Origin of the sequence: Streptomyces chromofuscus (assembly GCF_015160875.1) — a bacterium.
Taxonomy (GTDB): domain Bacteria; phylum Actinomycetota; class Actinomycetes; order Streptomycetales; family Streptomycetaceae; genus Streptomyces; species Streptomyces chromofuscus.
The window spans coordinates 5,507,737-5,525,498 of the sequence record NZ_CP063374.1 but is presented as its reverse complement, the minus strand read 5'-3'; the positions used below and the strand labels follow the sequence as shown (position 1 = coordinate 5,525,498).

Annotated in this window: 22 protein-coding genes; 10 read left to right on the top strand and 12 right to left on the bottom strand. The window is 70.9% G+C overall.

The annotated features are described in order from the left end of the window. Positions 1-49: 49 nt before the first annotated feature. From IPT68_RS25030 to IPT68_RS24980, 11 genes are all read right to left on the bottom strand, one after another. Positions 50-532, bottom strand: coding sequence for a hypothetical protein (locus IPT68_RS25030; RefSeq protein WP_189696613.1), 483 nt, complete (start codon positions 530-532; stop codon positions 50-52). After that, entirely contained in the window at positions 529-1,386 is an 858-nt protein-coding gene (locus IPT68_RS25025; RefSeq protein WP_189696612.1) for a winged helix-turn-helix transcriptional regulator, read from the bottom strand. The genes IPT68_RS25030 and IPT68_RS25025 overlap by 4 nt, the downstream gene beginning before the upstream one ends. A 43-nt stretch (positions 1,387-1,429) precedes the next feature. Next, positions 1,430-1,843, bottom strand: coding sequence for a hypothetical protein (locus IPT68_RS25020; protein ID WP_189696611.1), 414 nt, complete (start codon positions 1,841-1,843; stop codon positions 1,430-1,432). A 13-nt stretch (positions 1,844-1,856) separates the two neighbouring features. Then, complete coding sequence (locus IPT68_RS25015; protein WP_189696610.1) at positions 1,857-2,306, bottom strand: hypothetical protein; 450 nt, start codon at positions 2,304-2,306, stop codon at positions 1,857-1,859. Beyond that, complete coding sequence (locus IPT68_RS25010) at positions 2,303-2,764, bottom strand: hypothetical protein (protein ID WP_189696609.1); 462 nt, start codon at positions 2,762-2,764, stop codon at positions 2,303-2,305. The genes IPT68_RS25015 and IPT68_RS25010 overlap by 4 nt, the downstream gene beginning before the upstream one ends. 108 nt (positions 2,765-2,872) lie before the next feature. Next, positions 2,873-3,217, bottom strand: a complete 345-nt coding sequence (locus tag IPT68_RS25005; protein ID WP_228039869.1) for an SH3 domain-containing protein — start codon at positions 3,215-3,217, stop codon at positions 2,873-2,875. A gap of 150 nt (positions 3,218-3,367) precedes the next feature. Next, positions 3,368-4,090 carry a hypothetical protein gene (locus IPT68_RS25000; RefSeq protein WP_189696608.1) on the bottom strand — a complete coding sequence of 241 codons (723 nt, stop codon included), beginning with the start codon at positions 4,088-4,090 and terminating at the stop codon, positions 3,368-3,370. Further along, positions 4,077-4,814: a hypothetical protein gene (locus tag IPT68_RS24995; RefSeq protein WP_228039867.1), complete on the bottom strand. Its 738-nt coding sequence runs from the start codon at positions 4,812-4,814 to the stop codon at positions 4,077-4,079. The genes IPT68_RS25000 and IPT68_RS24995 overlap by 14 nt, the downstream gene beginning before the upstream one ends. An 18-nt stretch (positions 4,815-4,832) precedes the next feature. After that, entirely contained in the window at positions 4,833-5,315 is a 483-nt protein-coding gene (locus IPT68_RS24990) for a hypothetical protein (protein WP_189696607.1), read from the bottom strand. Further along, positions 5,312-5,869 (bottom strand): DUF4913 domain-containing protein, encoded by a 558-nt coding sequence (locus IPT68_RS24985; RefSeq protein ID WP_189696606.1) that lies wholly within the window; start codon positions 5,867-5,869, stop codon positions 5,312-5,314. Before IPT68_RS24985 ends, IPT68_RS24990 begins: the two co-directional genes overlap by 4 nt. A 237-nt stretch (positions 5,870-6,106) precedes the next feature. Next, positions 6,107-6,862, bottom strand: coding sequence for a DNA-methyltransferase (locus IPT68_RS24980; RefSeq protein ID WP_189696605.1), 756 nt, complete (start codon positions 6,860-6,862; stop codon positions 6,107-6,109). Between the two features lie 514 nt (positions 6,863-7,376). Between IPT68_RS24980 and IPT68_RS24975 the strand changes: the two genes are divergently transcribed. The 10 genes from IPT68_RS24975 to IPT68_RS24930 all read left to right on the top strand — a co-directional run bounded on the left by IPT68_RS24975 (position 7,377) and on the right by IPT68_RS24930 (position 16,938). Further along, a complete protein-coding gene (locus IPT68_RS24975; RefSeq protein WP_189696604.1) occupies positions 7,377-8,492 on the top strand; it encodes a C40 family peptidase in 1,116 nt (371 codons plus the stop codon). Between the two features lie 89 nt (positions 8,493-8,581). Beyond that, positions 8,582-8,893, top strand: coding sequence for a DUF6112 family protein (locus IPT68_RS24970; RefSeq protein ID WP_189696603.1), 312 nt, complete (start codon positions 8,582-8,584; stop codon positions 8,891-8,893). Continuing rightward, positions 8,893-9,582 carry a hypothetical protein gene (locus tag IPT68_RS24965; protein WP_189696602.1) on the top strand — a complete coding sequence of 230 codons (690 nt, stop codon included), beginning with the start codon at positions 8,893-8,895 and terminating at the stop codon, positions 9,580-9,582. The genes IPT68_RS24970 and IPT68_RS24965 overlap by 1 nt, the downstream gene beginning before the upstream one ends. A 15-nt stretch (positions 9,583-9,597) precedes the next feature. Further along, on the top strand, positions 9,598-10,977 hold the full coding sequence (locus IPT68_RS24960) for an SCO6881 family protein (protein WP_189696601.1): 1,380 nt from the start codon (positions 9,598-9,600) through the stop codon (positions 10,975-10,977). A gap of 82 nt (positions 10,978-11,059) precedes the next feature. Next, complete coding sequence (locus IPT68_RS24955) at positions 11,060-12,532, top strand: SCO6880 family protein (protein ID WP_189696600.1); 1,473 nt, start codon at positions 11,060-11,062, stop codon at positions 12,530-12,532. Positions 12,533-12,591: 59 nt separating this feature from the next. After that, positions 12,592-13,047, top strand: coding sequence for a DUF6238 family protein (locus tag IPT68_RS24950; RefSeq protein ID WP_189696599.1), 456 nt, complete (start codon positions 12,592-12,594; stop codon positions 13,045-13,047). A gap of 28 nt (positions 13,048-13,075) precedes the next feature. Further along, complete coding sequence (locus IPT68_RS24945) at positions 13,076-14,590, top strand: TraC family protein (RefSeq protein WP_189696598.1); 1,515 nt, start codon at positions 13,076-13,078, stop codon at positions 14,588-14,590. Positions 14,591-14,609: 19 nt separating this feature from the next. Next, positions 14,610-15,173: a hypothetical protein gene (locus tag IPT68_RS24940; protein ID WP_194074006.1), complete on the top strand. Its 564-nt coding sequence runs from the start codon at positions 14,610-14,612 to the stop codon at positions 15,171-15,173. Between the two features lie 452 nt (positions 15,174-15,625). Continuing rightward, positions 15,626-16,432, top strand: coding sequence for a transposase (locus IPT68_RS24935; protein ID WP_189696596.1), 807 nt, complete (start codon positions 15,626-15,628; stop codon positions 16,430-16,432). A gap of 5 nt (positions 16,433-16,437) precedes the next feature. Beyond that, the gene (locus IPT68_RS24930; RefSeq protein ID WP_189696595.1) at positions 16,438-16,938 is read left to right on the top strand and encodes a transposase; all 501 of its coding nucleotides are present in this window, start codon (positions 16,438-16,440) and stop codon (positions 16,936-16,938) included. A 156-nt stretch (positions 16,939-17,094) separates the two neighbouring features. Here IPT68_RS24930 and IPT68_RS34250 read toward each other — a convergent pair whose 3' ends face one another. Continuing rightward, positions 17,095-17,739, bottom strand: coding sequence for a hypothetical protein (locus IPT68_RS34250; protein WP_228039865.1), 645 nt, complete (start codon positions 17,737-17,739; stop codon positions 17,095-17,097). Positions 17,740-17,762: the final 23 nt, after the last annotated feature.

The following is a 17,762-nucleotide window of genomic DNA, read 5'->3' as shown; positions in this document are numbered from 1 at the left end:
TAGACCCTGCGCTTCAGGCCGGCGGTGGAACGGGCCACCGCGCCCGGCGTCACGCGGCGACGCCGTAGGTGCTGCGGATCTGCTGGGACTGGTGCGTGTGAATCCACTCAGCCAACAGCCGGTAGACGCGGCCGAGTTCGGCGGCGGCCTCGCCGTCCGTGGGACGAGGATCCGCCGTCGGCTCGCCCAGCAGGGCGAAGGTGTGGCGGATCCGCCCGGCGAAGTCGCAGATCGGCGCCGGGTGGTTGTGCCGTCGGGCCCAGCGGGCGGTCGCGTCGTAGACGTCGGCGAGGTCCTGTCCGGCTGCGGTGAGTCCGAGGCCGGAGTGGGAGCGGTCGAGGAGTCCGAGGGCGTCTGCCTGCTCGGTGGCCTGCCGGATCTGGTGCGTGGTGAGCTCCGTGAGGGTGCGTGCCAGCGCGCGGGGTGGGATGGCCCCGTGGTCATCGATCTCGCTGACCAGGCGGATCAGGGCGGCGCCGGACAGCGCCGTGCACGCGCGCTTCAGCTGCTGAGGGGAGATGGCGGGGATCATCGGCGGGCTCCTCCCGCCGGCAGGGCGGCCTTCGGACGGACCGGGGTGGCGTGGGAGAACAGGTCGCCGTTGTGCCAGGCAGGGCGGCGGGCGGGCTGGGTCTGCACGGCGGCTGTCGGCGGGGCGGAGGGGGCCAGCCGGGACTGGTGGCTGACCCAGGTGCGGGGGGCGGTGTTCGCGCTCGGGTCCGGTCGGCCCCAGAGCGGGTGCCTCGCGGCGTGGTCCACCGGTCGTCCGGCGGCCCACATGGACAGCGCGCCGAAGACGTGGCCGAGTCCGTCGCCGGACGGCGAGAGGCGGTAGGGCTGTCCCAGGCCCGCGGTCGCCACCAAGCCGTCGTTGATGAGCTGGCGCAGCGGCGGGTAGATGTTGGTCCAGTAGCTGTCGGGGATGACGATGCGGGCCAGGGCCCGGGCGCTCGCCTCCTGGCGCGCCTTGAGCACCCACAGGATCGCCGGGGCCTGCCGCCGGGTGAGGAGAGTGAGGCAGTCCTCGACCTGCTCGATCGCGGACAGCGGCTGCTCCGGCTTCTCCAAGTGCTCCTCGGCCCAAGCCGCGATCACCGGGAGCACCGCCAGAAGCTGTCGGCCGCGCTGGGTGAGGCCGTAGGTGACATGGCGGGCGGAGTACTCGCTGCGCAGGGCGAGGCCGGCGTCGCAGAGCGAGCGGATCTTGGGGTGCAGCTGGCCGCTGTGGAGATACGGCAGCTTGGCCGCGATCTGCGTGTAGCGCTGCGGCGGCTCGTTCAGGGCCAGCAGGATCCGCACGTTCCAGCGCGGGGTGATCATGTGGAGGGCTTCGGTGACCCGGGCGATGTCGGCATCGGCGGCGGGTGGCAGACCGGTGGTGGCCAAAGGGGGAACTCCTGGGTGCGAAAAGGGCCGGGGCCCGTTCGGATCAGCGGCTCGGGGCGGCGCTCACGGTCGGTACGGGCGGAGCGGGAAGGGCAGCAGGCGCACAGGCGGTGGGCGGCTGCGGCGCGGGGGTGCGGCCGAGGCTCTGCAAGACCGCTTGGGTGGTGGCGGCTTGGGTGTCGCGGACGGCGACGGCCTCGGCGAGGCGGCGGGCGCAGTCGAGGATGTGCGACACCTCGTGGGTGCCGATCTGCCGCTCGGGATGGACGAGTTGCTCAAGCCGCTGGCGGTGGACGGTGATGCTCTGCTCGGCGAAGGCGAGCGTGTGGTGGCTGCCGAGGAGGGCGGCGAGCATGCCGGGCGGCTGGTCCTGGGCGTGGGCTTCGAGGTCGGTCAGCGAAGCGCCGTACAACTCCTCGATCCGCGCGGCGATCTGGGCGGACGTGGGGTGGGGCAATCGGTGGGGGCTTTCACGGTCGGCGGGCCTGGGCCGCCCCGGCACGCTGGGGTGCCGGGGCGGCGGTGGCAGGGGGCAGGGTGGTCGTGATCGTCTGCTGGGTCATGCGGACAGGGCGGGCATGCCGTCCGGGCGCAGGCATGGTGCGCAACAGGTCGCCGAGGGCGGCGCGGTAGCCGTCGCGGGCGTGGAGCGCCGCCTCCAGCCACTGCGTGTCCATCCGCAGCTCGTTGGCGGACAGTTCGTCCATGTCGCGCTCGGGCGCCATGGCCTCGTGCACGCGGTCGCGGATCCGGGCGACCTGTTCCTCGGCCAGGGCCAGGAACGAGCGCAGTTCGAGCGCCCGGGTCAGCGCGGCGGAGGCGTCCGGGCTCGCGGCCGTCTCGTGCAGGTCGGCGACCGGGGCGCCGAAGACCTCCCGGAGCCGGCCGTCCTGGGTGCAGGGCTTGTCGCTAGCGCTCACCGCAGGGCTCCTCGGCCTGTTGCGGGCGCCGTCGCGGGTCGGGCCGGCGTGCTGGTGTGCACGGCCGGGCCTCGGCGGGCCCCGCGGCCCAGGCGGGCCAGACGCTCGGCGGCGAGGTCCTTCTTTCCGGGAGCGTTGGGGTCGAGAAGCCAGCGCACGACCATGGCCCGTCCGTCACGCGCGGCCACAGCCGCGTTGACGCGGTGGGCGAGGGCCATCGCCGGGTCGTCGACCTCGCTGGGCTGCGTCTCCAGCGCGGCGAGGAGGTCGTCCTCGGCGCGCTGGAGCGCCGCCTGGGACTCGGTGAGGAGCCCGTGCCACTTGACGATGTCGGTGGCTTCGGGGTTCGCGTCCGGCGCCGCAGCGACCGCGGCGGTCAGTTCGTCCATGCTCATCTCGAAGCGGCGCTCGATCTGTTCGGTGAGCACGCCCACGACATCCTCTATGCCGTCGGACACAGAGAACTCCTTTCCAAAAGGCACGGGAAATGCTGGTCTTCTGCGAAGAAGGGCAGCAAAAGAGGACGGATCAACTCGTCTATTGCCGGGCGGAGTTGAAGGCTTCTCTTAGTCGAGGCACATGCGGACGTCGCGGTACACGTAGGTGCCGGAAACCCAGCCCTTCACACCGGTGGTCTTGTCCGTGATGTAGTGCCAGTTCCCGCTGGTCTTGCGGACGGTGAACTTGTGGCCGCGGTAGAGGATGCCGAGGCTGGTGGACTTCACGGACGCCTTGGAGCGGATGGTCACGGCCTTCGTGTGAACCGTGTACGGGAGCGGCGGGAGGCTGTAGCAGCTGCCGGCTGTTGCCACGGTGGAGACGGTGGCCGCACTGGCGGTGGGGGCGGACAGCCACGGCAGGGCGAGTGCTCCGAGCATCGCGGCGGATATCACTATTCGGGTGGAGCGCATGCGGAAGTAACCTCCGTACGGGGGAATGGGAATACCGAGAAGTGCGGACCGGGCTTTCGCCCCGCCGGCTGTATAAGAGTCCGCAGATTCGCCGGTTTGGCTAACCGGCGATCGTCGGCTATATTCCGGCTCGCTGAGCGGATTTGAGGGTCATCGGCTGCGGCCTGGCGGGCGCTGCGCAGGGGCCGCCGGCACGGTGCCCGAGGGCCGGGTGCGCCGGGGCGTGAGCCGGACGGGCGGCAGCGGAGCGGCCTCTCCGCCCAGGCGGTTGTCGCACCACTGGACGGCTTCGTCGACGGTGGCGAAGCCACCCTCACGCAGGGTGTGCATCCCTGCGTCGGTGTCCACTTCCTCGTGGAGCACACGGAACGGCGCGGGGCTGCGCTCGTCAAGGGCACGCAGGACCACGACGGTGGTCATGTCGTCAGGGTCGTCCCGGGTGTAACTGCACAGGAGGGCGAAGTGGTCCCCGTCGCCCATGAGCCGCTGCTCCAGCGCGCGGGTCGTCTCATCGGCCGACGGCGTGCCCATGCCGGGCAGCAGGCCGATAGCGTCCCGCGGGCAGCCGCGGTGAATGAGCCAGGACTGCGCCATCGCGGACAAGGGCAGCTTGGCATGCTCGAAGCGGAACGTCCGTCCCGCCAAGTCCCGCTGCAAGTACAGGGCGACGAGCTGCGGTTCACCTGGGATACCCCAGGTAGCGGCGCCGTTGTGCAGGACATAGAAGCTCTGCGACCCGTCGGGGGTGTGGTACTCGGCGAGCGCGGTGAGCATGTCCTGCTCGATCCCGATCGCGTGCCAGAACGCCTCCTCAGCCCGCTCGTCGGCGGCCTCGAAGTCATCCAGCCGAAAGTCCAGTTCAGGCGGGGGCATTGGGCCTTTCGGTAGGTGGGCGGGGGCAGCGGCGGAGCCCGGCGGCGCCTGGCCAGGCCCGCGGCCGTGCGCGGGCCGGGCCTGCGGTCGCGCTCGGGCGGCGGCTGCCGGCCAGCGCGGCGCGGCCCGCTTCGGTCAAGGCAACCGGCTGCCCGGCGTGCACGGGATGGCTGGCATCCCGGGAGACCAGCCCGGCCGATTCGAGCCGCTGCAAGCGGGCGTACGGAATCCGGGTGCCGGAGGCGGTGGCCACGGACATGCGCCCCGTCACGAGGTGCTCGTGGAGCTTGGCGCCGCCAGCGATGGCCAGCAGCGCCGCCTGGTCGGCTGCCGAAAGCGCCTCCCGACCGCCCGGCTGTGTACTGCGGGCGGCGGCCTCGATCGGCTCCAGGGCCGCCATCACGCGGGCCGCGGCAGCGTCGCGTTCCTCGGCGGCCTCCTCCAGCTGGTCCACCGTGCGATGGATCCGCGCGAACAGCGCAGAGTCGACGGGGAACTCGCCGCTGCTGAGCCGGTGGAGGAGGGTGCGGTAGAAGGTCACGCCGGTCTCGGCCTTGGCCAGCTCGCGGTGCAGGTCCACCAGGCGTGCGTGCGTCTCGTCGAGGACACCGCGGTCGCGGCGGCCCCAGAGGATGTCGACGTCGTGGCCGGTCACGGCCTCGACGCGGTGGTCGACTGGGGAGACCGCACGCCGCGCTGTTCCCGGGGCTGGATCAGGGGGCATCGGCGAGTGCTCCTTGGGTCAGCGGGCATGGTGCTGCGATGAGGGGCCATGGGCCGGGCGGGGCAGGCCCGGCATCACGGAAGGCAGCGGCCCCGGCTTCGGCACGGGGCCTCGGACCGTGAGCTGCGGGGAACGCGAGCGGGCGGCGTGGGTCCGGGCACTCAGGGGCCGGCGGGCCATCCCCAGGCGCTGTCCGACGGTGTCGTAGACGTCGTTGCCCGCCCGTGGCCGTACGGCCACGACGTGGATCTCGTTGCGGTGCGCGGACATCGGCGGCGCCGGACGCAGGGCGTAGACGACGCGCCATTCCTTGCGTGCGTCCACGACCAACTTGCGGTAGCCGGACAGATCACCGGTCAGCTTGGTGCCGAACTGCTCGGCGTTCACCACGTCCTGGAGCTGGGCGAGTGCCAGGTCGCGGATGTCGCCGGGGGCCTGGAGGAGGTCGGTCAGGGCACGGGGGTCGAAGCTCAGGCCGAAGGCCGGCTGCCCGGCGCTCATGACGCCGGCCGGCCCAGTTCACCGGAGCCGGGCGAATCGGTCTCCGCCGTGTTCGCCTTCTCCGCGCGGGCCGAGGGCGGCGGACCGGGCAGGAGCCGGTGCGCGGGCCGTTCGGGGGAGGTCATGCACGCCGACAGCGGACCGCCGGGCGCCCGGATCGCCGCGACGGCGTGGGTGAGGAAATCCCGGTGCCAGACAAACAGCCCGCTCAGACCGGCTTCGGGGTCCTTGTGCTGCTGGTAGGCCAGCCACAGGGCGTGGAGCCAGGCCACCACGTCGTCGTGCTCCTGCCACTGCAGGCACCAGGGCGCCGCCGTGGTGACCTCGGCTCCGTAGACCGGCAGGAGGAAGTCATCGACCCAGTCACTCAAAGCGTCGAGCTCGTCCTCGTACTCCTCACCCTCCAGCTCCAGAATCGGGTGCGGCTCGGGCGGAGCGGCCGGGGAAGGTCCGCCGAGCCCCGGCAGGCCGAACGCCGCGAACGGCGAAGGGCCGGTGTCCGGGGCGGAGGCGAGGTGGTCGAGCTGCCGGGCCTGCTGGGCGGACTGCTCCATCAGCTTCCGGACACTGGCCTCGATTCCTTCAAGGTGAGGGGCAGGAACCCGTATCGGCTCCAATTCCCCAGTTTCGTGGGGTTCTACGGATTCAGGCATGAAAAAGACGGGCCTCCTTGAAGCCGTGGAAGAAAGGGTGAGGGCCATCGACGATGCGCAGACGGCCGCCTGGGAGCACCCCAGCGACGGCCGCTGGAAGGGCCCCAAATACATTCCGGGGAAAGCGGCTTTGAAGACTCAGGCGGTCAGGACGACGTCATCTTGGGTGAGGGTTTGACGGACGGTCTCCGTGAGCCGGTCAGCCGCGATGGAGGCATAGTGCTTGGTCTTCTCCACGCCGATGAAGTCGCGGCCTTCCAGCAGCGCAGCGACGCCCGTGGAGCCGGAGCCGGCGCAGAAGTCGAGCACCGTGCCGCCCGGCGGGGCGATCTTGACCAGCTCGCGCATCACCTCGACGGGCTTCTGCGTGATGTGCTGGCGCTTGGCGCCCGAGGGCTGCGAAGCCGAGTACAGGCCCGGCAGATAGACGGCGTTACGGGAGCCGTCGATCGACCCGTTGGACGCCCAGACGATGAACTCACAGTTCTGCGTGAAACGGCCCTTCTGGGGCCTGGCCTGCGGCTTGTGCCAGGCCAGCACCCCGCGCCACAGCCAGCCGGCTGCCTGGATCGCGTCCGTCGTGATGGGCAGCTGACGCCAGTCGGTGAACAGCAGCGCCGTCCCGCCGACCTTCGTCAGCCGGTGCGCCTCGGTCATGATCTGCGTGAGCCAGAAACCGTAACTGCGCTGGTCCATGTTCTCCCCGGCGAAGTCGGCCAGGCCGTGGCCGGCGTCGGCGGAGGTGTACTTCTGCTTCGCGCTGCGGGAGGTGCGCTCCTTCGCGGTCCGGCCGCCGGAGTTGTACGGCGGATCGGTGATGACCGTGTCGACGCACTCGTCAGGCAGAGTGGCAAGGACGCTCAGCGCGTCGCCCTGGTGCAGGGAAAAAGGCAAAGAGGTACCCCGATTCGGGTGTGAGAGTGCGGGAGGAAACCCCCGTCGCACGAGAGGGACCCCGCGGGCAGGAATCGGGCATGCAGAAGCCCAAGGCCACAGACCGGGGACGGCGAGGGGAGTCCCAAAACTGTAGAGGCGAATCGCCGGTCAACCAAGAAGCGCACTGACAAGGGGTCGGAATCCGACCCCTCGCGCCGACTTTTTGGTCGACCGGCGATCCGGGCCTACTGTTTTGGAACCGCCCGGCGCACACCGCCGCTGGCCCCATCCCTCTCCCCGCCTCGCGGAGGTTCCCCTGCCCCGGCACACCTAGCTCACGGCCCGGCCCATGGAGCGAACGGCAACTCGCCCACGCTGGCCCGCCCCCATCGCCCACCACCGGCTGCCGCGTCCCCTTCCACCCTGCCCCGCGTACGCGGCACGTCGGACACCGCACCCCGAAGGACCCGTCCATGACGCCTCGTTACCCGCCCCTGCCCCACAACGTCGCCCCGCGAGCGGGCCGCACCGGTTGAAGACGCTCGCCGCCGGTATCGGCGTCGTCTTCCTCACCCCGTTTCTCCTCGGCGGCGCGGCCATGATGATGGCCTCCTCTAGCGAAGCCGCCCAGACCAGCGCGTTTCAATGCCTGCCCGACCTGGACACCGACGCCGTCGCCGATCAGGTCACCAAGATCCTCGACGGTGCCTCCGGCAAGGACGTCCACATCGAGGGCCTCACCCTGCCCGACGAGCAGATCCCCAACGCCCAGACCATCGTCGCCACCGGCATCAGTCTCGACGTGCCCAAGAAGGGCCAGATCATCGCGCTCGCCACAGCGATGCAGGAGTCCCGGCTGCGCAACCTGGGTTCCGGGGACCGCGACTCGCTGGGTCTGTTCCAGCAACGCCCCAGCCAGGGGTGGGGCACAGCTCAGCAGATCCACGACCCTGTCTACGCCTCCGAGCAGTTCTACAAGCACCTGCTGAAGGTCGACGGCTGGGAGCAGATGACCGTCACGCAGGCCGCCCAGGAAGTGCAGAGGTCTGGCTATCCGGACGCGTACGCCCAGTGGGAGCCGCTCGCGACCGCGCTGCAGAAGGCCATCGCCTCAACCTTCCCCACCACCGGCAAGGACGCCGCCGACAAGGACACCGAAACCCCGCCCTCCACGTCCGGCTGCGGCACCATGAGCGACGGTTCGGCCTTCGGGTCAATCCCCGAGGGCGCCATCCCCAAGGGCTACAAGATCCCGAAGGACACCGACCCTCGGGCGCGCAAGGCGATCGTCTGGGCGATGCAGCAGCTCGGCACGATGTACCAGTGGGGCGGCTCCTGCACCAACCCCCGCGGTGAAGACCCCATGGGCCGTTGCGACTGCAGCTCACTGATGCAGCAGGCGTACGCAAAAGCCGGGATCGCACTCACCCGCACCACGTATACGCAGGTCAACGAGGGCAAGGCCGTCTCTCCGAAAGCCCTGCAGCCCGGTGACCTGATCTTCAGCCGCGGCACCGCCGCCCGCCCCGAGCACGTCGGCATGTACCTCGGCGAGGGCCTCGCCATCGAGGCCCCGCGCACGTCCAAGCCCGTCAGGATCACCGCGATCAAGGACTGGACCGTCCTCGCGGCGCGCCGCGTCCTCTGACGCCGGCCCTGTTGCGCCTCTCGCGCTCTTTCCCTCTCTTCACCTCTGCCGGGCCCTCTGGCCCGCGCGCAAGGAGCCCCGTCACACCCATGACCCCACTCGCCGACCGCTTCATCCAGCTCGCCTACGACCCGGGTATCTCCCCCAAGGGCGGTGGCCTGCCTGGTCTGGCCGTCCTGAAGAACGTCGTCAACTCGATCAACTTGTTCGGCATCGTGGCCGTCGTCGGCGCGCTTGCCGTGTCGCTCGGCGTCTGGGCGTGGGGCCACCACACCGGTGGCCACCAGGCCGAGGCGAACGGGAAGAAGGGCGCGGTCGTCGCGGCCGGCGCCGCGCTCGGCCTCGGTGCCGCTAACGGCATCGTCGCGTTCTTCTCCGCCCTCGGCTCCCAGGTCCACTGATGCAGAAACCATTCTTCTCCCTGTCGGGCTACGGCACCGGCTGGTCTGCGAACCGTCGCATCATCCTGGTCGCGATCGCTCTGACCTGCCTGCTCGCCGTCGCCGTCGCGACCGCCTACCTCACCGGCCGCGGCGAACAGCACCGTTCCTCGTCCAGCAGCCCTGCAGCACCCTCGTCGACCAGCCCGGCACCCTCGCATGGCACGCAGAAGCCAGCGGCCGAGACAGGGTCGGTGCCCCGGCCGCCGCGGATCTCGGATCCCGTCGCGTTCGCCAAGGCTGCCGCGGCGATGCTCTGGTCCTACGACACCCGCGACACCAGCAACGAGCAGCAGCTCACCGGCATGCAGGTGTGGATGACGAAGGAGAGCGAGTACAGCGACTGGGCCTCGGTCTCCGCTCAGATGCCCACCCCGGCGCTGTGGGCGCGGATGGCCGACCAGCAGCAGCGCGCCACCGTCACGGTCTCTGAGGCCCACTACCCGGCCGCGTTCAAGCAGGCCCTCGCCGAGGATCCTTCGGCGATCACCGAGGCGTACATCTACGCCGTGACCGTCACCGGCCAGCAGACGATCGCCTGGGCCAAGGGCGGCCACGGGGCGGAGGACCGCTCCATCACCCTCGCCGTGCAGTGCCGTCCCTCCCATGACTGCTCACTCGTCGCTATCGCCCCGCGCGTCGCGCCCTGACCGAAAGGAGTCCCCATGGGGTTCTGTGACCTCCCCCTCGCGGACAAGGTCTGCGCGGTCGGCGAAGCCGTGGATTTCGCCTCCGACCCCGGCAAGGCCATCGGCGACTGGATGGCCAAGAGTGCCGGCGAACTCGCCGCAGCCTCGGCCGACCTCGCCGCCAAGGCGGTCGACGCCACGACCCGCGTCGACCTCAACGCATCGTGGTTCCGCGACAACTACGAGACGATCCTCCCGATCGGCTTGGTCATTCTCGTGGCCACGTTCTGCGCCCAGCTCGTCCGCGCCGCGATCCGACGCGACGGGCAAGCCCTGACGCAGGCGTTCACCGGCACCGCGTCCGGTGTGATCTTCGCCTTCGCCGCCATCGCCATGACCACCGTGGCGATCGAAGTGGTCGACGCGCTCTCGGCCGGCCTGTTCAAAGCCGCGAACATGGACATCGCATCCGCGGTCCGCCGCATCGTCAAGGTCGACCAGATTGCCGGGCTCGCCGGACTCGGCTGGCTCGTCGCGGTCTTCGCCGGACTCGGAGCCGCCATCGGCGCCATCCTGTACTGGTGCGTGATGATGGTGCGCAAGGTCGGCATCCTCGTCATGGTGACCCTGGCCGTCTTCGCCGGAGCCGGCGGCGGCTGGGAAGTCGCACGCCGCTGGCGGAAGGGCTGGATCGAGGCCACCGCCACCCTCGTCGTCTCGAAGCTGTTGATGACGATCATCTTCGTGCTCGGGATCGCCGCGATGGGCAAGACCGAGTCGAAGGACGGCCTGGCCGCGCTCGCCGACGTCCTCGCAGGCATCGTGATCATGATCCTGGTGCTCCTCTGCCCGTACGCGACCTTCAAGTTCGTCCACTGGGCTGCTGAGGGCAGCGACGGAGAGTCCCTGCACCGTGCCGGCGGCGCCGGTGCCCAGCTCGCCAAGCAGCATGCCGAGCGCGCCGGGAAGAAGGCCGCCGCGATGGCGGCCACCGCCGGAACCGGCGGCGCCGCAGCGGGAGCCGGCGCGGCCCCGCAGGGCCCGGACACGATTCCCGGTGGCGGCGGATTCCCTGGCGACATCGCCTCCAGCCCGAGTGGTGGAGGCGGAGGCCAGGAGGGTTCCGAGAACGGCGGCACAGGTGTCTCGCCAGGGGGCGACGCCGTCAAGTCCGGCCTGGAGAAGGCCGTGCAGCCCCCGCCGACCAGCGTCTCTGACGACACCAGCGGCCAGGTCGGCGGCAGCCCGGGACCGGGCGGCTCCGCAGCGGGCTCCGCAGCCGGCCAGGCCGGCGGATGGCAGTCCGCCCAGCCGACCACGACGCCGCCGCCGCAGGGCGCCCCGCCGTCCTCAGGCTCACAGAGCGCCGGGAACAGCGGCGCGGCATCTCCTCCGCCACCCCCGACCGGCCTCTGACCATCTGTCCGATTCCTGGGGGCGGGACGTGCCCATCGCCTCCCGCCCCCAGGGCCCCGCCCGCGCCTCCAGGACCAGCCCCTTGTCTGATCTATCCGTCGCCCCGGTCACGGTGAAATTCCCGCACCGGTCCCGCCGCGGCATCCTCCTCGGCCTCTCTTTCCCGCAACTCGTCCTCGTTTCCTCGGCGTTGGCGCTGCTGCTGGTGACGGTCGTCTCCACCGGTCTGCTCGGCGCCATCGCGCTGACCCCGCTATGGGCGGCGGTCGCCGCGCTCGTCGCGATCCGCCGGCACGGCCGGTCGCTCATCGACTGGGCGCCCATCGTCGCCCGCTACGCGAACCGTCGCCGCACCGGGCAGACCCTCTGGCTCGCCCGGCCCATCGCCCGGCCCCGACAGGACGGCGTCCTCCACCTGCCCGGCACCGCCGCCTCCCTCAAGGTCGTCACCCCCGGCGACTCCGCCAACGGCGCCGCCGCCGTCCACGACCCGCACCAGCAGACCCTCACCGCCGTCGCCCGCGTCACCAGCCGCGCCTTCGCGCTGCTCGACCCCGCGACGCAGAACCACAACGTGACCGGCTGGGGACGGGCCCTGGCGGGCATCGCCCGCACCGGGCACGTCGCCACCGTGCAGGTCCTGGAGCGCACCGTCCCCGACTCCGGCGACACCCTCACCCGCCACTGGACCCAGCACGGCCAGCCCCAGACCCCGGTCGCCGGGCAGATCTACTCCGAACTCGTCGCCTCCGCCGGCCCCGCCGCTGCCCCGCACGAGACCTACCTCGCCATCTCCCTCGACCTCAAGGCGGCCAAGCGCCTCATCGGCCAGGCCGGCGGCGGGCTGCCGGGCGCGTTCACCGTCATGGCGCAAACCACCGCCTCCATCGCCCAAGCCGCCCGCAACGCCGGACTGATGGTCACCGGATGGCTGAACGCCCGGGAGATCGCCGCCGTCATCCGCACCGCCTACGACCCCAAGTCCCTCGCTGCCCTCCAGCAGTGGTCCCCCACCGGCCGCGCCGAGGCCGACCCCCAAGCCGCCGGGCCCGTCGTCCAGGTCGAGGAGTACGACCGGCTCGCCACCGACACCGCCCGCCACGCCACGTACTGGGTGGAGAACTGGCCGCGGACCGAAATGGGGGCCGGCTTTCTGCACGGGCTGATGTTCACCGCCGGGGTGCGCCGGAGCCTGTCCCTTATATACGTGCCGCAGGGGCTCGAGTCCGCGCTGCGAGATGTTCAGCGGAAAAAGGCTGCGATCATCGCGGATGCCAGCGAACGCGCCCGCCGCGGCCAGGTCGACAGCGAGGAAGACTCCGTCGAATACGCCGACGTCAAACAGCGCGAGCGCCAGCTCATCGCCGGGCACGCCGACGTCGCCCTGACCGGCCTGGTCACCGTCACCGCCGAGACCGACGCCCTCCTTGACGCGGCCTGCGCCCAGATGGAGACCGCCGCCGTCACCGCCGGCGTCGACCTGCGCCGCCTCAACTACCAGCAACCCGACGCCTTCATCCTCGCCGCGCTGCCCCTCGCCCGCACCGCCCTGTGAGGAATCCGCTCACAGAGGCGCCCCTGTCCCGCCACGGCGACAGGAAGGAACACACCCCTTTGACCTCTCGTACGCGTCCGGACGACGCGCACCCCTACCTCCGAGCCGCGAGCGCCGGAGTTCGCCATCACACCCGTGCCCTGACCCGGCCAGCCCCCACCTCCCCGGCGCAGGTGGACCGCGTGCACCTCGACGTGCTCCACGCCCACCTCACCGCCCTGCACCAACTCCTCGATCAGCTCGCCGAATCCGCCCGCCCGCCACATCCCGCCGCAGGCCGGCACCTCGCCACCGCGCACACCCGGCTCTGGCAGGCGACCGCCGCCGTGCACGACGCCTTCCACCTCCTGCCCGCCGCCTCCGCAGACGCGACCGAGTGCCACCCAGAACGGCTCCCGGAGGGACCACCGGTCCTCACGATCTGCCAGCGCCACCTGGCCGCCGGACACATCGTCCGCCGCAAGACCACCCCCACCGACCTCAACCGCCCGCACACCACCGCGTGCGTGCGATGAGCACCACCCGCCGAATCGAGGGCCCCCGATGAGCCACCGGCCCGCCCGCCGCGCCCGCCGCGCCGCCGCCAGCCCTCTGTTCACCCCGCATGGCACCGACCGGGCCAGCCGCAGGGCAGCCCGCCGACAGCTCGCCGAAGCCACCGCCAAGGCCCGCGCCGAAGCCACCGCCCACCCGGCAGGCGCAGTCCCCACCGCACACGACTCACCCGCTCCCCTCTATCCGCCGAGCGGGCGCCCGGGGCCTGCCTCCGCCCGCGGGAACCGGCTCCGCCTGCCCTCACATCGCATGACCACCGCCATCGCAGCCGGCGCATACCCATTCCTCGCCGAAGGCGGCCTCGGTGCCGAGGGCATCTACGTCGGCCGTGACGTGCACGCCGAAGCCAGCTTCGTGTTCGACCCCTTCGCGCTGTACGGCAAGATCGAGGGGTTCACCAACCCCAACATCCTGCTTGCCGGCGTGATCGGCCAGGGAAAGTCCGCACTCGCGAAGTCGTTCGCGCTGCGCTCCGTCGCCTTCGGCTACCGCGTCTATGTCCCCTGCGACCCCAAGGGCGAGTGGACTCCCGTCGCCAAGGCGCTGGGCGGCACGTCCGTCGCTCTCGGTCCCGGACTGCCCGGCAAGCTCAACCCCTTGGACGCCGCACCGCGACCGGACAGCGTCTGCGAGGCCGACTGGGTCGGGGAGATCCGCAAGAGGCGCCTCCTGCTGCTCGGTTCGCTGGCCCGGACCGTCCTCGGCCGGGACCTGCTGCCGATGGAGCACACCGCCCTCGACGTCGCTCTCGACGCCGTCGTCACCCGCGCCGCCGACTCCGGCCGTACACCGCTTCTCGGCGACGTCGCCGCCGCCCTCAACAACCCCACCGCGCTCGACGAGGCCGCCGGGATGATGTCCGGACGGCTCGGGGAAGCGGCCCGCGACCTCGCCCATGCCATGCGCCGCCTGGTCCACGGCGACTTGGCCGGCATGTTCGACGCGCCCTCCACCGTGGCGTTCGACCCCCGCTCGCCGATGCTCACCATCGACCTGTCCCGGCTCGGAGGGTCCGGCGACGACACCGCGCTCGTCCTCGCCATGACCTGCGCCTCCGCGTGGATGGAGTCCGCCCTCACCGACCCGAACGGCGGCCGGCGCTGGATCGTCTACGACGAAGCATGGCGCCTGATGCGCCACCCCGGCCTTCTCCAGCGCATGCAGGCCCAGTGGAAGCTGAGCCGCGGCCTGGGCATCGCGAACCTCATGGTCATCCACCGACTGTCCGACCTGCTCACCGCCGGCGACGCTGGATCACAGGGCCGCGCCCTCGCCGAGGGTCTCCTCGCCGACTGCTCCACCCGCATCATCTACCGGCAGGAAACCGACCAGCTCCACGCCGCCGCCGCCCTCCTCGGCCTGACCACCGTCGAGATGGACGCCATCGCGCACCTCAACCGAGGCCGTGGCCTGTGGAAGGTCGCCGGCCGGAGCTTCATCGTCCAGCACCTCCTCCACAGCCACGAGCTGGCCCTCTTCGACACCGACGCCCGCATGCACTGAAACCCGCGTGAGTTCGCCAATGCCCGACATCACCCGCCCCGACTACTTCCTCCAGCTCGCGCGGAGCCTCGACAGGATCTTCGACGACCTTCCGCAAGCCGAGCTCCTGCGGCGAGGCGACGACATCAGCCCGCTCATCCACACGGTGGTCAGCGACCTCAGCTACGTGCTGACCGAAATCAGTGAAGAGCTGGCCACCAGCAACCGCCACGAGTCCGAGGCCCCCTCGGCATACAGCCGCGCAGAACGCTCAGGCACAGCAGCGCTCACCCAGTGCGCGATACCTCTCGGCGCGGCCCTCGCCCACCTCGGCCAGGTAATCGACCGTCTCGGCTTCCTCCACGAGAACACCCGGCAGTCCGCCACGGGCCCGCGCACCCCCGCGCCCGGCGACATGCAGCTTGTCCTCCAGGGACACCTCGACCAAGCTGGCACCACCCTGCGCACCGCCGCCCAGCAACTGCGCAGCAAGGCCACGCAGCTCTCGCGCCCGCACCCCGCCCGCACCGCGACCGTACCGTCCCACACGGTGTCCGACACCGTGTCACCGTCCGCCGCGCCCAAGTCCGGCCGGGCGCGCTGATATCGCCCGCGGCCCCGCGCTCGCGACGAGGCGGTCAGGCCGGGAATCCCGCACGTCACGAATATCGCCACGCCTTCGAGATTCCCGACGAAACGGCGACTTCTCCACTCCACCCAGCGGGCCCTCAACTGCTGTGACTCCCAGTTTGCCGGCCCAGACGAACTCCAAACGGACCAACGGCAGTACAGGCAAAAGACGTTCGATGCACCTTCCATCCCACCAATCCGAGGAAGAGAGCCGTTGCGCCGTCCACCCGACCTCTCCGCCGAGGAGTGGGCCGAATACCGCCGCTGCCAGGAACTCGTCTTTCGCACTTTTCGGCCGGTCAACGGCGCGTGCGTGGGAGACACGGTGAGGTGATCATCCGGGGACGGCGGGGTGGCGCTTGGCGGCGGGCCCGGACATGACGGAAGCATCCGCGGTGTTTCCCACGCTCTTTCGAGGTGCCGCCGATGCTTCCGGGTCTGACCGTACCGTCTTCCCTGCTCGTTCTGTTGCAGGTTGTGCGCCCGTGCTTCACCGCTCCCACGTTCCGGACCTTCTCCGCCCTGGTCACGGGCCTGATCGTGCAGACCGGTCGGCGCACTGTGGTGGGGATACTGCTGGGCGCTGGGTTGACGCGCCTGTGGCCGCACGACCGCGCGCACTACTTCTTCGCCAAGGCCCGCTGGAGCCCGGACCAAATCGGCCTGGTCCTGGCCAGGCTGCTCGTCGACCGGTTCCTGCCCGAGGACGCCGCGCTTGAAGTCGCGGTCGACGACACGCTGTTCAAGCGGCGCGGGAAGAAGGTGTTCGGTGCCGCCTGGCAGCACGACGGCTCCGCGGCCGGGCCGAAGGCGACGGGGTTCGGCAACAACTGGGTGGTACTCGGCCTGCTGGTGCCGATGCCGTTCCTGCCCCGGCCCGTGTGCCTGCCTGTCCTGGCCCGGCTGTGGCGACCAGGCCACGAGGTGAGCAAGGTCGACTTGGCCCGCGAACTGGTCGGCGTTCTCCTCGCCGCCTTTCCCCACCGGCGCCTGCACCTGGTCGGCGACGCCGCTACCACGGCAGAGCGCTGCGCGATCTGCCCACACGCTGCACCTGGACCTGCCGGATGCAGCGCAACGGCGTCTTCTACGCCCCGGCCCCGCCGCCCACCGGCCGCCGCGGGCACCCGGCCTGGAAAGGCGAACGCCTGGGCAGCCCGGGCGAGATCGCCGAAACCGCCGTCTTCACCCGGCACACCGTCGAGCGCTACGGCCGCACCGAGAGCGTACTGATCGCCGTGACCGACGGCCTGTGGTGGGGAGCATTCCACCGCCGCCCCTGCCGCCTCCTGCTCATCAGCGACGACCACAGCGACAAGCCCTACGCCCTCGCCCTGGTGACCACCGATCTGGACGCCGACCCCGCCCAGATCGTCGCCAGATACTCCTGGCGCTGGCAGATCGAGCTGCTGTTCCTCCAACTCAAGCAGATCCTCGGGATCGGCCAGGCCCGCAACCGCGTCCAGCGCGCGGTCGAGCGCACCGTGCCCTTCGGGCTGACCGTCTACACGATCACCGTGATCTGGTACGCCCTGCACGCCGACCATCAGGCCGACATCGCCGAGCGCCGGGCGACCTCCCCCTGGCTGGCCGACAAGACCAACGTCAGCTTCGAGGACATGCACGCCACCCTGCGTCGCGAGCTCCTCGGCCACCGAATTACCCACGTCATCGCAGCTCACAGCCCGAACCCGCAAATCCTTCAGGCCGTACGGGACTTGTTCCGCCTCACCGCATAACCGCGAAAGACGAGTCCACACGCAGGTGGGCTATTGCCAGCCCGTGGCTGCACCGGTCACCGCTGTAGAACCGCCCCCAACTCGGTGGCCACGCCCGAATGTTGATTGGGGGTGTACGAGGAATCTTTTCGGACGTCGCCCCGGCGCCAGGACGGCTCAGCTCGGAGAAGGAGCCACAACCGAGCCGTCTGGCTGGATGTGCAAGGTCGGAGACAGCGCCGCAGGAGAGAAAGTCCCCTCCTTCACGGCCACCTGGGCGGTGGTCTGCACGGCCGCGTGGACGCGCGCGACTGAGCACTCCGGGACCGTGTACCACGTGGTCTTGCCGCCCTCTACCGCCATCGACACGTCGTTGCCCGTTCCGCACTGGGCTGGCTGTTGGGCGCGGATGTACCCGAGACGCAGGCGCAGGGTCTGACGCTCCCCGCTGTTCTGCACCGTGACACCGAACTGAACCGAGTCATCGGTGACGCGTGCGCACGGCACCCACTGCACGGAGCCCACTGCCTGCGCTCGGGTGGCGCAGTGCGTGTCGGGGTCGGCCGCCCTAGGCAGCGCGCCGGAGGCTCCCGACGGTTGGCTGCTCGCCGTCACCCCGCCGACGGGCTGTTCGACGGCTTGCCCGGAGGTGTCCGGGTCGTCGGCGAACCAGTCCTGCGCCCAGGCGCCCACCACCCCGGACAGCGCGGCAGAGACCACCAGCGCCAGGGCCTTGCGGTACGAGGGTCTCAGCCACGGTGACGGCTGCGGCTGCGGCTGCGGCTGCGGCTGCGGCTGCGGCTGCGGAGAGGGTGCGTTCATCGGCGGCCTGTTCGTAGTCGGAC

Coding starts and splice junctions, on each gene's coding strand:
- IPT68_RS25030 (WP_189696613.1), bottom strand. CDS start 532: ATGATCCCCGCCATCTCCCCTCAGCAGCTGAAGCGCGCGTGCACGGCG.
- IPT68_RS25005 (WP_228039869.1), bottom strand. CDS start 3,217: ATGCGCTCCACCCGAATAGTGATATCCGCCGCGATGCTCGGAGCACTC.
- IPT68_RS25000 (WP_189696608.1), bottom strand. CDS start 4,090: ATGCCCCCGCCTGAACTGGACTTTCGGCTGGATGACTTCGAGGCCGCC.
- IPT68_RS24995 (WP_228039867.1), bottom strand. CDS start 4,814: ATGCCCCCTGATCCAGCCCCGGGAACAGCGCGGCGTGCGGTCTCCCCA.
- IPT68_RS24990 (WP_189696607.1), bottom strand. CDS start 5,315: ATGAGCGCCGGGCAGCCGGCCTTCGGCCTGAGCTTCGACCCCCGTGCC.
- IPT68_RS24985 (WP_189696606.1), bottom strand. CDS start 5,869: ATGGAGCAGTCCGCCCAGCAGGCCCGGCAGCTCGACCACCTCGCCTCC.
- IPT68_RS24970 (WP_189696603.1), top strand. CDS start 8,582: ATGACCCCACTCGCCGACCGCTTCATCCAGCTCGCCTACGACCCGGGT.
- IPT68_RS24965 (WP_189696602.1), top strand. CDS start 8,893: ATGCAGAAACCATTCTTCTCCCTGTCGGGCTACGGCACCGGCTGGTCT.
- IPT68_RS24960 (WP_189696601.1), top strand. CDS start 9,598: ATGGGGTTCTGTGACCTCCCCCTCGCGGACAAGGTCTGCGCGGTCGGC.
- IPT68_RS24945 (WP_189696598.1), top strand. CDS start 13,076: ATGAGCCACCGGCCCGCCCGCCGCGCCCGCCGCGCCGCCGCCAGCCCT.
- IPT68_RS24940 (WP_194074006.1), top strand. CDS start 14,610: ATGCCCGACATCACCCGCCCCGACTACTTCCTCCAGCTCGCGCGGAGC.
- IPT68_RS24935 (WP_189696596.1), top strand. CDS start 15,626: ATGCTTCCGGGTCTGACCGTACCGTCTTCCCTGCTCGTTCTGTTGCAG.
- IPT68_RS34250 (WP_228039865.1), bottom strand. CDS start 17,739: ATGAACGCACCCTCTCCGCAGCCGCAGCCGCAGCCGCAGCCGCAGCCG.